This window comes from Pseudomonas serbiensis, from assembly GCF_030580745.1.
Classification (GTDB): domain Bacteria; phylum Pseudomonadota; class Gammaproteobacteria; order Pseudomonadales; family Pseudomonadaceae; genus Aquipseudomonas; species Aquipseudomonas serbiensis.
This window is the reverse complement of sequence record NZ_JAUQOO010000004.1, coordinates 15,797-28,795: the sequence shown is the minus strand read 5'-3', so window position 1 is coordinate 28,795 and position 12,999 is coordinate 15,797. Positions and strand designations below refer to the sequence as shown.

General features: G+C 58.6%; 17 protein-coding genes. 11 read left to right on the top strand and 6 right to left on the bottom strand.

What is annotated here, in order from left to right:
- The first annotated feature begins 134 nt into the window (after window positions 1-134).
- From Q6A51_RS06730 to Q6A51_RS06720, 3 genes are read left to right on the top strand one after another with little or no spacing between them, the layout of a single operon-like run.
- Entirely contained in the window at window positions 135-1,130 is a 996-nt protein-coding gene (locus Q6A51_RS06730; RefSeq protein WP_201017517.1) for a 2-hydroxyacid dehydrogenase, read from the top strand.
- A gap of 27 nt (window positions 1,131-1,157) precedes the next feature.
- Window positions 1,158-1,595: a hypothetical protein gene (locus tag Q6A51_RS06725; protein ID WP_200999980.1), complete on the top strand. Its 438-nt coding sequence runs from the start codon at window positions 1,158-1,160 to the stop codon at window positions 1,593-1,595.
- Window positions 1,592-1,996 carry an META domain-containing protein gene (locus tag Q6A51_RS06720; RefSeq protein ID WP_201017259.1) on the top strand — a complete coding sequence of 135 codons (405 nt, stop codon included), beginning with the start codon at window positions 1,592-1,594 and terminating at the stop codon, window positions 1,994-1,996. The genes Q6A51_RS06725 and Q6A51_RS06720 overlap by 4 nt, the downstream gene beginning before the upstream one ends.
- Before the next feature lie 55 nt (window positions 1,997-2,051).
- Here the strand turns inward: Q6A51_RS06720 and Q6A51_RS06715 are convergent, their stop codons facing one another.
- Window positions 2,052-2,519, bottom strand: a complete 468-nt coding sequence (locus tag Q6A51_RS06715) for a TlpA disulfide reductase family protein (RefSeq protein WP_201017260.1) — start codon at window positions 2,517-2,519, stop codon at window positions 2,052-2,054.
- 119 nt (window positions 2,520-2,638) lie between these two features.
- Here Q6A51_RS06715 and arsC point away from each other — a divergent pair, with 119 nt between their 5' ends.
- The 4 genes from arsC (at window position 2,639) to Q6A51_RS06695 (ending at window position 4,820) form a co-directional block, all read left to right on the top strand.
- Window positions 2,639-2,992, top strand: a complete 354-nt coding sequence (gene arsC, locus Q6A51_RS06710; protein WP_200999983.1) for an arsenate reductase (glutaredoxin) — start codon at window positions 2,639-2,641, stop codon at window positions 2,990-2,992.
- Window positions 2,989-3,594, top strand: coding sequence for an NAD(P)H:quinone oxidoreductase (gene wrbA, locus Q6A51_RS06705; protein WP_201017261.1), 606 nt, complete (start codon window positions 2,989-2,991; stop codon window positions 3,592-3,594). Before arsC ends, wrbA begins: the two co-directional genes overlap by 4 nt.
- A complete protein-coding gene (locus Q6A51_RS06700) occupies window positions 3,587-4,003 on the top strand; it encodes a DUF2069 domain-containing protein (protein WP_304574400.1) in 417 nt (138 codons plus the stop codon). The genes wrbA and Q6A51_RS06700 overlap by 8 nt, the downstream gene beginning before the upstream one ends.
- Window positions 4,004-4,148: 145 nt before the next feature.
- Window positions 4,149-4,820, top strand: a complete 672-nt coding sequence (locus tag Q6A51_RS06695; RefSeq protein WP_304574399.1) for a DNA-3-methyladenine glycosylase I — start codon at window positions 4,149-4,151, stop codon at window positions 4,818-4,820.
- A gap of 4 nt (window positions 4,821-4,824) precedes the next feature.
- Here the strand turns inward: Q6A51_RS06695 and ttcA are convergent, their stop codons facing one another.
- The gene (gene ttcA, locus Q6A51_RS06690) at window positions 4,825-5,649 is read right to left on the bottom strand and encodes a tRNA 2-thiocytidine(32) synthetase TtcA (RefSeq protein ID WP_025261351.1); all 825 of its coding nucleotides are present in this window, start codon (window positions 5,647-5,649) and stop codon (window positions 4,825-4,827) included.
- 227 nt (window positions 5,650-5,876) lie between these two features.
- Between ttcA and Q6A51_RS06685 the strand changes: the two genes are divergently transcribed.
- Entirely contained in the window at window positions 5,877-6,476 is a 600-nt protein-coding gene (locus Q6A51_RS06685; RefSeq protein WP_200999987.1) for a Yip1 family protein, read from the top strand.
- Window positions 6,477-6,598: 122 nt separating this feature from the next.
- Entirely contained in the window at window positions 6,599-7,093 is a 495-nt protein-coding gene (locus tag Q6A51_RS06680) for a SprT family zinc-dependent metalloprotease (RefSeq protein WP_200999988.1), read from the top strand.
- A gap of 70 nt (window positions 7,094-7,163) precedes the next feature.
- Here Q6A51_RS06680 and Q6A51_RS06675 read toward each other — a convergent pair whose 3' ends face one another.
- The 4 genes from Q6A51_RS06675 to Q6A51_RS06660 form a co-directional block, all read right to left on the bottom strand.
- A complete protein-coding gene (locus tag Q6A51_RS06675) occupies window positions 7,164-8,507 on the bottom strand; it encodes a dicarboxylate/amino acid:cation symporter (protein WP_200999989.1) in 1,344 nt (447 codons plus the stop codon).
- 346 nt (window positions 8,508-8,853) lie between these two features.
- Complete coding sequence (locus Q6A51_RS06670; RefSeq protein WP_200999990.1) at window positions 8,854-10,197, bottom strand: ATP-binding protein; 1,344 nt, start codon at window positions 10,195-10,197, stop codon at window positions 8,854-8,856.
- Entirely contained in the window at window positions 10,194-10,871 is a 678-nt protein-coding gene (locus tag Q6A51_RS06665) for a response regulator (RefSeq protein WP_304574398.1), read from the bottom strand. The genes Q6A51_RS06670 and Q6A51_RS06665 overlap by 4 nt, the downstream gene beginning before the upstream one ends.
- A gap of 11 nt (window positions 10,872-10,882) precedes the next feature.
- A complete protein-coding gene (locus Q6A51_RS06660) occupies window positions 10,883-11,233 on the bottom strand; it encodes a hypothetical protein (RefSeq protein WP_304574397.1) in 351 nt (116 codons plus the stop codon).
- 172 nt (window positions 11,234-11,405) lie between these two features.
- Between Q6A51_RS06660 and Q6A51_RS06655 the strand changes: the two genes are divergently transcribed.
- On the top strand, window positions 11,406-12,194 hold the full coding sequence (locus tag Q6A51_RS06655; RefSeq protein ID WP_201017264.1) for a dienelactone hydrolase family protein: 789 nt from the start codon (window positions 11,406-11,408) through the stop codon (window positions 12,192-12,194).
- A 79-nt stretch (window positions 12,195-12,273) separates the two neighbouring features.
- Window positions 12,274-12,999, top strand: coding sequence for a 4'-phosphopantetheinyl transferase family protein (locus Q6A51_RS06650; RefSeq protein WP_201017518.1), 726 nt, complete (start codon window positions 12,274-12,276; stop codon window positions 12,997-12,999).

The following is a 12,999-nucleotide window of genomic DNA, read 5'->3' as shown; positions in this document are numbered from 1 at the left end:
GAAGCCAAAACATTTTTATCGGCTTCAACGCCCCCGTCGCCAGCAAGCTGCCTCCCACAGTCAACGAACTGACCTGGCAACATTTAACGCAGACAGAGCGAATAAACTCGTTTCTACAAGGAAGACCCATGACCCTGCGCACCCTGATTTTCAGCAGCCAGACCTACGACCGGGAAAGCTTCCTGGCAGCTCAAGCGCCCGAAGGCCTTGAAGTGCATTTCCAGCCGGCTCGCCTGACCCTCGAAACCGCCACACTGGCCAACAACTACCCGGTGGTATGCGCCTTCATCAATGATGACCTCAGCGCCCCGGTGCTGGAGCGTCTGGCAGCCGGCGGTACAAAGCTGGTCGCCCTGCGTTCTGCGGGCTACAACCATGTGGACCTGTCTGCCGCAGAACGCCTTGGCATCAGCGTGGTACGGGTTCCGGCCTATTCGCCCCATGCCGTGGCCGAACATGCGGTGGCCTTGATCCTGGCCCTCAATCGCCACCTGAATCGTGCCTACAACCGCACCCGCGAAGGTGATTTCAGCCTGCACGGCCTGACCGGTTTCGACCTGGTGGGCAAGACGGTCGGCGTGGTCGGCACCGGTCAGATCGGCGCAACTTTCGCGAAGATCATGTCAGGCTTCGGTTGCAAGCTGCTGGCTTACGATCCCTGCCCGAATCCGGAAGTCCAGGCCCTGGGCGCCGAATACCTGAGCCTGCCCGCCCTGCTTGAACAGGCGCAGATCATCAGCCTGCATTGCCCGCTTACCGAGCAGACACGCCACATGATCAACCAGCAATCCCTGGCGACCCTGCAACGCGGCGCCATGCTCATCAATACCGGCCGGGGCGCGCTGGTGGAAACACCCGCACTGATCGACGCGCTCAAGACCGGGCAACTGGGTTATCTGGGGCTGGATGTGTATGAAGAGGAAGCGCAACTGTTCTTCGCCGACCGTTCGGACCTGCCCTTGCAGGACGATGTGCTGGCGCGGCTGCTGACCTTCCCCAATGTCATCATCACCGCCCATCAGGCCTTCCTGACTCAGGAAGCACTGGGCGCGATTGCCCGGACAACTCTGGACAACATTGCAGCCTGGAATGCAGGTACTGCGCAAAACCGGGTCCAGGCGCAGCCGTGATAAGATGCGCGGCAATTTGGAGGACCCATGGTCGAACACGATTTCCGCTACAGCATGCTCAACCCGCAGCACACACTCATCGAGTGCCGTACGCTGGGGCCTGGCCGCTATCAAGTCACCGGTAACGGCGGCTCGATTCACAACAATGATCAACTGCTGGTGACCATCAAGGGCAGCAAGAGCCTTTATATGCGCCTGGCCGTTGAGAAAGTCCGGCACCTGATCAACCCGCCCGGCCAATGGGTCGCGGTAGCCAATGGCCCGGCATTCGATGAACTGTCGATCCATCAATGGAAAGTCAATTGCGACAGTTGCTCTGCCGAACTGGACTTCGAGTTCATGGTCGAGAGCAAGCTGGGCACCAAGGCCCAGAAACCCGCCGCCGTTGCACGCATCGCCGAGCTGGGCTGGAAGACCGAAGGTGAAAAACACACATGCAGAAAGTGTCAGGAGAAAGCGGCATGAAACACCTGGCTGTACTGAGCCTGATCGGTAGCGCCCTGCTGGCTGGCTGTGCGACTGAGCCCAAACCCATCGAACAGGATCAGAGCTATGTACTGGAGTGGATCGGCGAACGTCCGCTGATCGACTCCAGCCGGCTGACCATGACCCTGGGTGCCGATGGCCGGGCCTACGGCAATGCAGGCTGCAACCACTGGTTCGCACCCTACACCCTGCAAGGCCAGACCATCAGTTTCGGCCCCATCGGCAATACCCGCAAAATGTGCGTACCGCCTGTGATGGAGCAGGAGCAGCGCTTCCTGAAAGAGCTGAGCAAAGTGCAGCGCTGGGATATTTCCCCCATCGAGCAGTTGCGCCTGTGGCCTGCGGAAGGCAAGCCATTGCGGTTCTGGCCTGAAGACTGATCAAGCCACACCCTGTGGGAGCGAATTCATTCGCGAATGAATTCGCTCCCACACGTCAGCCCTCGCCGCGTAACGCCTTCAACTTGTCAGTCACGCCCTGGGCTGTCTGCTCACCCAGCAACTGCGCACGCATCTTGCCTTTGTCGTCGATGATGTAGGTCACGGGCAGCGCTTCGGAAGGCGGCAGGTTGTAGCGCTCGGCCGGGTCCTGGGCCAGCACGGTGAATTTGATCCCCAGGGCATTGGAGGCATTTTTCAGGTCATCACCCTGCAGGTTGTCGAAATTGACGCCCAGCACACTGACCTTCCTGTCCTTGAGCTCTTCGGACAAGTGATTGAACTCTGGAATCTCGGTACGGCACGGACCACACCATTCGGCCCAGTAGTTAATCACCAGCCAATGGTTGTCGATACGCTCGCTGGCAACCTTCTGGCCGTTCTGGTCTGTGCCCAGATCAGCGCCACAGCCACCCAACAGTAAACTGCCGACAAACATCGCTACCGCTGCCAATCGCCTCGCCATCTGTGCTTCCTTCCTCGACTTTCTCTATAAAACGGTTCACCGAGATGCGCCTGATCATGTCGACCTGCGCCATCGCACAGGTAGAATACGCGCCACTCTACGCAAGATGCGACCTGCAAATGACTGATCTGAAGCTTTATCACAACCCGCGCTGCTCGAAATCCCGCGGTGCGCTGGAACTGCTGCAGGCCCGTGGCCTGACTCCGGACATCGTTCTGTATCTTGAAACCCCACCGGATGCCGCACAATTGCGCGAGCTGCTGGGCAAGCTGGGCATTGGCGCACGGCAATTGCTGCGCAGCGGCGAAGATGACTACAAGGCCCTGAACCTGGCTGACCCAAGCCTGAGCGACGAGCAACTGATCGCGGCCATGGCCTCCCATCCGAAACTGATCGAACGGCCAATCCTGGTCGCTGGCGACAAGGCCGTCATCGGCCGTCCTCCAGAAAACATACTGGAGCTATTGCCGTGAGCACGCCTTATATTCTGGTTCTGTTCTATAGCCGCAACGGTTCGACCAGCGAGATGGCCCGCCAGATCGCTCGCGGCATTGAAATGGGCGGCATGGAAGCACGCCTGCGCACCGTGCCCGCCGTTTCTGCAGACTGCGAAGCCACAGCATCGGATATTCCGGAAAACGGCGCGCTGTATGCCACGCTGGACGACCTGAAAAACTGCTCCGGCCTGGCGCTGGGCAGCCCGACCCGCTTCGGCAACATGGCCGCGCCGCTCAAATACTTTCTGGACGGCACCAGCAACCTCTGGCTGACCGGCGCCCTGGTGGGCAAACCGGCCAGCGTGTTCACCTCCACCGCCAGCCTGCATGGCGGCCAGGAAACCACCCTGATGTCGATGCTGCTGCCCTTGCTGCATCACGGCATGCTGGTCATGGGCCTGCCTTACAGCGAAGCCGCTCTGCTGGAAACCGCCGGTGGCGGCACACCTTACGGCGCCAGCCATCATGCGGGGCCTGACGGCAAGCGGCCGCTGGATCGTCATGAAACCGAACTGTGCCGCGCCCTTGGCCAGCGTCTGGCAAAAACCGCGTTGCAACTGGAGACGCCCCGTGGCTAAAAAGCCCAAAGTGCTGCCACCCAGGGAATGGCTGGAGCCACGGGTACGCATCAGCCGGGCCGCTAGCCTGATCTGCTTTCTGGGCATGATCGCCCTGCTGTCGGTGTATTACCTGTTTATCGCCGACCTGCATGGCGCCCGTCCCCATGTGATCCTGGCCGTCGAGCTGTTGCCCTTGCTGTTGCTGGCACCCGGCATGCTACTGGGTAAAACCCGAGGGCACTCCTGGACCTGTTTTGTCATCAACCTGTATTTCATCAAAGGCGCCCTGGCAGCCTTCGACCCGAACCGCTGGCTGTTCGGCGTGCTGGAAATGCTGGCCAGTGTGGCGGTATTCATCAGTGCGTTGTTGTATGTCAGGTGGAAATCACAACTTGATCGCACCGACCAAATAATGCCTATCCGTTAAGGTCATAAATCACTTTGTGGGAGGCAGCTTGCTGGCGACTTCACGTACAGACGCAGAATATCTGCCGATTTTCAGGCCTTTTCGCCAGCAAGCTGCCTCCCACAAGTTTTGTTTGTGACTGATCCCACCTGCTTATGGAGAACCGATGCACGATTACAAATGGCTGAACGAATACTGCCTGAACCGTTTCGGCTCCGCCAAGGCACTTGAAGCACTGCTGCCGGTGCCGCATACGCCCAAACAACTGATGGCTTTCAGCGATGATCGCTATCTGTCGACCATGGCCCTGCGGGTATTTCGTGCTGGCTTGAAACACAGCCTGGTAGATGCAAAATGGCCGGCTTTCGAGGAAGTTTTCTTTCGCTTCGATCCAGAAAAGGTCGTGCTGATGGGTGCCGATCATCTGGAGCGACTGATGCAGGACACCCGCATCATTCGCCACCTGGGCAAGCTCAAGAGCGTGCCGCGCAATGCGCAACTGATTCTGGATATTGCCCAGGAACACGGCAGCTTCGCCAAATTCATCGCCCAATGGCCAGTCGATGACATCACCGGCCTGTGGCAATACCTGGCAAAGCACGGTAATCAGATGGGCGGGCTTTCAGCGCCACGCTTCCTGCGCATGGTGGGCAAGGACACCTTTATCCCGAGCCAGGATGTAGTGGCCGCCCTGAACGCGCAGAACATCGTCGATAAAGTACCGACCAGCAAGCGTGATCAGGCCATCGTGCAGGACGCCTTCAATCAGTGGCATGCCGAAAGCGGGCGACCGATGTGCCAGCTTTCAGCGATGTTGGCGTTTACCGTGAATCACTGACAGGTCAGATATTCACCACATTGACGAACCGCGAGGCTGCGGTCTCGTCCATGCGCAGGCTGGTGAAGTCGAACAGGTTGCGGTCGGCCAGTTGCGAAGGATGGACGTTCTGCAAGGCGCGGAAGATGCTTTCGGTACGGCCGGGCGTCTTGCGCTCCCACTCGATGAGCATTTCCTTGACCACCTGACGTTGCAGGTTTTCCTGCGAGCCGCACAGGTTGCATGGAATGATCGGGAACTCCTTGAAGTCCGAATACGCCTGAATGTCCTTCTCATGGCAGTAGGCAAGCGGGCGAATCACCACGTTGCGGCCATCGTCGGAGCGCAGCTTGGGCGGCATGGCCTTGAGCGAACCGTTGAAGAACATGTTGAGAAAGAAGGTTTCGACGATATCGTCGCGGTGATGCCCCAGCGCCATTTTGGTGGCACCGATTTCATCGGCGAAGGTGTACAAGGTGCCGCGGCGCAGGCGCGAGCACAGCGAGCAGGTGGTCTTGCCTTCCGGGACCAGCTCCTTGACCACCGAATAGGTGTCTTTTTCGACGATGTGGTACTCGATGCCCAGAGTGGCCAGATAGGCAGGCAGCACATGCTCCGGAAAGCCCGGCTGCTTCTGGTCCATGTTCACGGCTACGATCTCGAACTTGATCGGCGCGACCTTCTGCAGGTGCATCAGCACGTCGAGCATGGTGTAGCTGTCCTTGCCACCGGAGAGACAGACCATCACCTTGTCGCCATCTTCAATCATGTTGAAGTCGGTAACCGCTTCGCCGGCCAGCCGACGCAGGCGTTTCTGCAGTTTGTTCTGATTGACTGAAAGGGTGCCCATGATGCTGGTGGTATCCGCTGGTGACTTCGGGGAAAGGGCAGCCATTTTACGCACAACCGGCGAATCGTTAAACAACTGGCTTATCGAAGCAGGCTATTAACAGCCCCCTGCAAATGGCCAAACACTCTAAGCCCGCCGCTCTTCCCCTTGCCATGCTTTCTATACTCCGTGGTGAGGTCGCATTTCAGGCTTGTGGCCTTCAATCCACGAGATGAAGGAGTAACCCTATGATCCATCACGTATGGGGATTGTTCACGCATCCCGATCGGGAATGGAGACAGATACGTGGCGAAGAAGAAAGCATTGGCCACATGTACCTCACTCACACCCTGATCCTGGCTGCGATCCCGGCGGTTTCCGCCTATATAGGCACGACACAGATCGGCTGGGTGATCGGAGATCGACCGCCAGTCATGCTCACCCATGGCAGCGCGATATGGATGACGCTCATGTCATATATCTCCATGTTGCTGGGCGTTGCGGTGATGGGCGGCTTCATTCACTGGATGGCACGCACCTACGACGCCACGCCCACTCTGGCAAGGTGCATCGCTTTCGCCACCTATACGGCCACGCCGCTGTTCATCGGCGGGCTGGCGGCGCTCTATCCGCATATGTGGCTAGGCATGCTGGTGGGGACAGCAGCCATTTGCTACACGGTCTATCTGCTCTATGTCGGCCTGCCGACCTTCATGAATATTCCCTCCGAGGAAGGCTTCATGTTTTCCAGCTCCATCCTCGCCGTGGGCCTGGTGGTGCTGGTCGCGATCATGGCATTTACCGTCGTGCTGTGGGGAGTCGGGGTCGGCCCGGAATATACCAGTTGAACCATCGTCAGGCGGGCAGCGCACCCATGCGGCCCGCCGCAGCGCCCAACCATCTGGCGGTTGGGGTTTTCAGCCCCACACTGCTTTACGGCATACTTGAGGCATCTGGAGAGCCACACAGCATGCCTGAGCAAATCAACTCCCGCGTCGAAACCTGTTACCAACAAGCCGAAGCCTTTTTCAAACGCACTTTCAAACGCCCTGTCGTCAGCCTCAAGCTGCGCGGCCAGAAAGCCGGCGTCGCGCACCTGCACGAGAATATGCTGCGCTTCAACCCGCAGCTGTATCGGGAAAACACCGAAGACTTCCTGCGCCAGACCGTGCCGCATGAAGTCGCCCACATGATTGCCCATCAGCTTTTCGGGGACCGTATCCAGCCCCATGGCGAAGAGTGGCAACTGATCATGCGCGGCGTGTACGAGCTGCCGCCCAACCGCTGCCACACCTACGCCATCGAACGGCGCAGCGTGACCCGTTACATCTATCGCTGCCCCTGCGCCGGGAGCGACTTCCCCTTCTCGGCGCAACGCCACAACATGGTTTCCAAAGGCCGGCGCTACCTGTGCCGACGCTGCCGCCAGACACTGGTTTTCAGCGGTGAGACCCGCGTGGAGTAATCCCGCCCCGCAGGAATCGCAGGTATAAAAAAACCCATCCGAAGATGGGTTTTTTATCATTCAGCGCGTGTCAGACGGTCTTGCCAGTGTCGACAGGAGCCGGGCCTTCAGCGACACCCAGGTCATCTTCATGACGGGTTTCGACGATGGAAGTACCACCGGAAGCCAGTTCGGCCTGCAGCTTGTCGTTGTCCAGCTCGCCAACCCACTTGGCAACAACCAGAGTTGCAACAGCGTTACCTACCAGGTTGGTCAGGGCGCGGGCTTCGGACATGAAGCGGTCGATACCCAGGATCAGCGCCAGACCGGCAACCGGCAGGTGGCCTACGGCCGACAGGGTTGCAGCCAGAACGATGAAGCCGCTACCGGTCACGCCAGCAGCACCTTTGGAGGACAGCAGCAGCACCAGCAACAGGGTGATCTGGTGAGAGATGTCCATCTCGGTGTTGGTCGCCTGAGCGATGAACACGGCAGCCATGGTCAGGTAGATCGAGGTGCCGTCCAGGTTGAAGGAGTAACCGGTCGGGATAACCAGACCAACCACCGACTTCTGAGCACCCAGGCGCTCCATCTTGATCAGCATGCGTGGCAGGGCGGATTCCGAAGAGGAAGTACCCAGTACGATCAGCAGCTCTTCACGGATGTAGCGGATCACCTTGGAGATGGTGAAACCGTGAGCACGGCAGATGGCGCCCAGAACCAGCATCACGAACAGGAAGCAGGTGATGTAGAAGCAGATCATCAACTGACCGAGCTGCACCAGGGTACCCACACCGTAGGCGCCGATGGTGAAGGCCATGGCACCGAACGCACCGACAGGCGCCAGCTTCATGATCATGTTGATGATGTTGAACATCACGTGAGCGAAGCGATCGATGAAGTCCAGGACCGGACGGCCATAGGCACCCAGGCGATGCAGGGCGAAGCCGAAGATCACCGAGAACATCAGGACTTGCAGGATATCGCCGTTGGCAAACGCGCCGACGATGGTGTTCGGAATCACGTTGAGGATAAAGCCGACGATGCTCTGGTCTTTACCGGCGGTGACATAGGCAGCAATCTTGGAGGCATCCAGAGTGCTGACGTCGATGTTCATGCCGACACCCGGCTTGACGACGTTGACTACTACCAGACCGATGATCAGGGCCAGAGTCGAAACGATCTCGAAGTACAGCAGTGCATAGCCACCGGTCTTGCCGACCGATTTCATGTTCTGCATGCCGGCGATACCGCTGACGACCGTACAGAAGATGATGGGGGCGATGACCATCTTGATCAGTTTGATGAACCCGTCACCCAGCGGCTTCAAGGCCTTGCCGGTATCTGGATAGAAGTGGCCGATCAGGATACCGATGACAATCGCTACGATTACCTGAAAGTACAGTGTTTTGTAGAAGGGCTGACGAGTCGTCATTGTTGTTATCCTCAAGGGCGTCGTCGGCATCTCACCTGATGCACGCGAGCCTATAAAGCACTAACCCTCCTGCACTGGAGGGATTTGTTGTGTCGAGTTTGCACAGGGCAGTTCTCTACGACGACAAGTAGCAAGCGGCGTGCCACTCCTGGAAAAAATCATCCAGAGCCCGGATCACAAGGCGTCGCTGTATAAACACTAGTATGAAAAGGCCATGACAGTGGCGGTTTTCCGCCGATAGCGAATAAAAAAACCGAAAGGGTGGCGGGTATCCGCCTAATGGAGGTTGTGATTGTCGACCAGAGCATCCCCCGTCGCGGCCAAGGCCCCTCACACAAAACGATGATCACGCCAGAAAATGAATCCTGAACACCGCCCCGCCCAGCGGAGAATCGCCCAGGGTCAGGCGGGCGCTGTAGCTTTCGATGATGTCCTTGACCACCGCCAGCCCGATGCCCTGCCCCGGATTCTGGCGGTCAAGCCGCTCGCCGCGCTCAAGAATGCGCGCTCGCTGGCGCAGCGGGATGCCGGGACCATCGTCCTCGACGCACAATTCGTCACCCGTTGCAGATGACTGAAAACTGACCCTGACTTCGCCAAGGCAGAGCCGGTAAGCGTTTTCCAGCAGGTTGCCGAGCATTTCCAGCAATGCGCCCTCTTCCATCGGCACCTGGCATTGCTCGGGCAGGTCCAGCGTGACCTTGACCTGCTTGTCGCGGTAAACCTTCTCCAGAGTGTTGCACAAGCTTTCGACCACCGGCCGCAGCATGACGTGATGCCGCACCAGACCGCTCTTGCGCAGGCTGGCGCGTTGCAATTGGTAACCGATCTGCTGGCTCATACGCTCGATCTGCGACTGCAGAACCCTGGCCTGCTCCACATCTTCCGGGCGTTTGGCGATGTTCTCACTGACACCCTGCAACACCGCCAGCGGTGTTTTCAGGCTATGGGCCAGGTCCCCAAGAGAATCACGATACCGGGTGCGCTGCTCGCGCTCGCTACGTAACAGGCGGTTCAGGGAGTCGGTCAGGCGTAGCAATTCGCTGGGATGCTCTTCACTCAAGCTATCGCGGGCGCCCGCCTCAACCTGATCCAGCTCCTGACTCAAGCCCTTGAGCGCTCGCAGCCCCCAGGTCAGCCCAAGCCACAGCAACCCCAGCAGCACCAGCAAGGCCCCGCCAAACCCCAGGTACAGTTTCTGTCGCAGGCCAGCGATGGTTTCCTGATAGTCGCGCAAGGGTTGCAGGGCCACGATACTGAACGCCGCATTGCGCCCGCCCAGCAGGCGAATCTCGGCGTCATAGACGAAATACTCGTCGCCGTTGGCTTCCTTTATCTTGGAAAACTGACTGCCCTGGCCGTCATAGTGCGGGTGGTATTTGATGTTTTCACCTTCAGTGCCCAGCGAGCGCCAGACCAGTTGGCCCTGAAGGTTATAGATATAGCCAAGCAAACGGCTGCCCGGCAGGTTGAACTGTTCGCTGGGCAACAGCGATGGCATCAGCAGGCGTCCGTCTTCGACACGCGCGGCTGAAATCATGGTCGTCACATCCGACGCCAGACGCTGCTCGATTGCGCCACGCAATGCAAGGCTGAACGCGCCCTGCAAGGCAGGCAGCATCAGCAACATGAAAATCACCGCCAGAGTTGCAGCGGCCAGCATCAAACGCAGGCGCAGTGAACGAATCATATACAGCGCTCAGTGAACAGATACCCCATGCCACGCACCGTATCGATAGGTTTGAATGCCACGCTACCTTCCAGCTTGCGGCGCAGGCGCCCGACCAGCACCTCGATCACATTCGGATCACGCTCATCGTCGTCAGGGTACAACTGCTCCATCAGGCGCTCCTTGGGCACCACTTGCTGGTGATGAAGCATCAGGTATTCGAGAATCCGGTATTCATAGGCCGTCAGCGCCAATGGCTGTTCGTCCAGTGCGGCCTGTTTGCGATTGAGGTCAAGCAACAAAGGCCCCGCCGTGATGGTCGACTGGATGAAGCCACTGGAACGACGCAACAAGGCATTGAGTCGCGCTTCCAGCTCCTCGAACTGGAACGGCTTGACCACGTAATCATCCGCACCGGCAGCCAGCCCTTCGACCTTGTCCTGCCAGTTGCCGCGGGCGGTGAGAATCAGGATCGGAAACGCCTTGCCTTGAGCACGCAACTGGCGGATGAGATCCAGCCCGCCAATACCCGGCAATCCAAGATCGATCACAGCCAGATCATGATTGAACTGCCCGACCTGATACAGCGCCTCCTCGGCATTGGCCACCGCCTCCACCACATGGCCCGCTTCGGTCAAGCGAGTCCACAAATGATGACGTAGCAGCGCCTCATCCTCGACCACCAACAACTTCATGCAGCTCTCCCCTAAGACAAATAATGAAACGACATTGCCGAATCGGTACTCGACAGCATCGTGCTCAAGGGCAAACGCTGTTTTACATCATATCCGCCCAGCAGGGCCTCGCGGCTGACAGACACGCCATTGTAGGTGCCTGAAAGACTGCCATAAATAGCCGGCGAATAGAGCGCCCCTGTTGAAGAAACCAACGGCTCATGCTGACCCAGACCATGGCTCCAGCCATTGGCATCGTCAAGCCTCTCGCTGGTTTTACCGAACTCGATACGTGCCGGCTCCAACCGCCCATCACTGGCCTGCGCCGCAGCACTGCCACCCAGAAAAGCCAACGCCAGGAAAAACTTGTTGATGTTCAACATAAGGACTCCTTTTGCGATCGGGGACACTGTCAAAGTACGATTTCACAGTAGCCCCCATGGCCTGAACTGTTACTGAACGCGCTCTGAACCTGCGCTGAACACAAGTACAGGATAAAAAAGCGGAATCGTCTAAGCTGTGCCCTTTATTCCCTCCTGCTAGAAGGAACTGAACATGCGTGTGTGGATTGCGTTGATCATGATGAGCCTCACCGGCCTGGCCCAGGCAGCGATCAAGACCGAACAGATCGATTACAAAAGTGCCGACGGTACAAAACTGGTGGGTTACTACGCCTACGACGACGCCATCAAGGGCCAGCGCCCCGGCGTGCTGGTGGTTCACGAATGGTGGGGGCTGAACGATTACGCCAAACGTCGCGCACGCGATCTCGCCGCACTGGGTTACAGCGCTCTGGCCATCGACATGTACGGCGACGGCAAGAACACCGAACACCCCAAGGACGCTCTGGCCTTCATGCAGGCAGCTCTCAAGGACAGCGATGCAGCAGACAAGCGCTTCGACGCAGGTCTTGAGCAACTGAAGAAACAGCCACAGACCAACCCGGCAAAGATCGCTGCCATCGGCTACTGCTTCGGCGGCAAGATCGTGCTTGATGCGGCACGTCGCGGCGAACCACTGGCGGGCGTAGTGAGTTTCCATGGCGCGCTGGTAACCAATACGCCTGCCAAACCGGGCATCAAGGTTCCAATGCTGGTAGAGCATGGCGCCAAGGACAGCATGGTCACGCCTGAACACGTCCTTGCCTTCAAGAAGGAAATGGACGACGCCAAGGCTGACTACAAGTTCGTCAGCATCGAAGGCGCGAAACACGGCTTCACCAACCCCGACGCCGACCGCTTGAGCCACGGCGACCATGGCGGCCCGGACATCGGCTACGACAAGGCCGCCGACCAGAGCTCGTGGGCGGACATGCAAGCGTTCTTCAAGAAGATATTTGGTTGATCAACCTTTCGCGAATGAATTCGCTCCTACAGAACTGTGTAGGAGCGAATTCATTCGCGAAGCAAATACAATGCATCCCATGACTCAAATCCCGACATTCCCCACCTGCTGCTCCGAACCCACGCGACACTGGCCTCTGCCACACGCCGTGCCGGGTGCAATATTGGTCAGCAGTCATTTCGACCCGCAAAAACTGGTCGAAGGCGATTTCCAGCGTTGCGCCATCGCGCCGCCCGCCAGCATTCAGCGCTCGGTCGCCAAGCGTCAGGCGGAATTCCTCGCCGGTCGGCTCTGTGCCCGTGAAGCCTTGCGACAACTCGATGAGCGCCTGTACGTCCCCACTATTGGCGAAGATCGAGCGCCGATCTGGCCGACCGATATCTGCGGCTCGATTACCCACAGCACCGGCTGGGCAGCCGCCATCGTTGCGCCCAGACAACAATGGCGCGGGCTGGGGCTGGATACCGAAAACCTGTTGAGCACCGACCGAGCCACACGGCTGGCCGGGGAAATCCTCACCGCCGATGAACTGGCCGCCATGGCCGCAGGCCCGCAAGAAGAAATAGCGCTACGGGTCACCCTGACCTTCTCGATCAAGGAAGCGCTGTTCAAGGCGCTCTACCCCATCGTGCAGAAACGCTTCTACTTTGAAGACGCGCAACTGCTGGAATGGTCAGCCGATGGCAGCGTACGCCTGCGTCTATTGATGGACCTGTCCAGTGAATGGCACAGCGGCAAGGAACTGGAAGGCCAGTTCAGCGTGCAGGATCAGCACTTGTTGAGCCTGGTCAGCATCGCAGCCTGA

What these genes read in the sequence shown, in the direction of transcription:
- Q6A51_RS06725 (WP_200999980.1), top strand. Translation starts at nt 1,158, where the DNA reads ATGGTCGAACACGATTTCCGCTACAGCATGCTCAACCCGCAGCACACA.
- Q6A51_RS06720 (WP_201017259.1), top strand. Translation starts at nt 1,592, where the DNA reads ATGAAACACCTGGCTGTACTGAGCCTGATCGGTAGCGCCCTGCTGGCT.
- Q6A51_RS06715 (WP_201017260.1), bottom strand. Translation starts at nt 2,519, where the DNA reads ATGGCGAGGCGATTGGCAGCGGTAGCGATGTTTGTCGGCAGTTTACTG.
- arsC (WP_200999983.1), top strand. Translation starts at nt 2,639, where the DNA reads ATGACTGATCTGAAGCTTTATCACAACCCGCGCTGCTCGAAATCCCGC.
- Q6A51_RS06695 (WP_304574399.1), top strand. Translation starts at nt 4,149, where the DNA reads ATGCACGATTACAAATGGCTGAACGAATACTGCCTGAACCGTTTCGGC.
- ttcA (WP_025261351.1), bottom strand. Translation starts at nt 5,649, where the DNA reads ATGGGCACCCTTTCAGTCAATCAGAACAAACTGCAGAAACGCCTGCGT.
- Q6A51_RS06685 (WP_200999987.1), top strand. Translation starts at nt 5,877, where the DNA reads ATGATCCATCACGTATGGGGATTGTTCACGCATCCCGATCGGGAATGG.
- Q6A51_RS06680 (WP_200999988.1), top strand. Translation starts at nt 6,599, where the DNA reads ATGCCTGAGCAAATCAACTCCCGCGTCGAAACCTGTTACCAACAAGCC.
- Q6A51_RS06675 (WP_200999989.1), bottom strand. Translation starts at nt 8,507, where the DNA reads ATGACGACTCGTCAGCCCTTCTACAAAACACTGTACTTTCAGGTAATC.
- Q6A51_RS06670 (WP_200999990.1), bottom strand. Translation starts at nt 10,197, where the DNA reads ATGATTCGTTCACTGCGCCTGCGTTTGATGCTGGCCGCTGCAACTCTG.
- Q6A51_RS06665 (WP_304574398.1), bottom strand. Translation starts at nt 10,871, where the DNA reads ATGAAGTTGTTGGTGGTCGAGGATGAGGCGCTGCTACGTCATCATTTG.
- Q6A51_RS06660 (WP_304574397.1), bottom strand. Translation starts at nt 11,233, where the DNA reads ATGTTGAACATCAACAAGTTTTTCCTGGCGTTGGCTTTTCTGGGTGGC.
- Q6A51_RS06655 (WP_201017264.1), top strand. Translation starts at nt 11,406, where the DNA reads ATGCGTGTGTGGATTGCGTTGATCATGATGAGCCTCACCGGCCTGGCC.
- Q6A51_RS06650 (WP_201017518.1), top strand. Translation starts at nt 12,274, where the DNA reads ATGACTCAAATCCCGACATTCCCCACCTGCTGCTCCGAACCCACGCGA.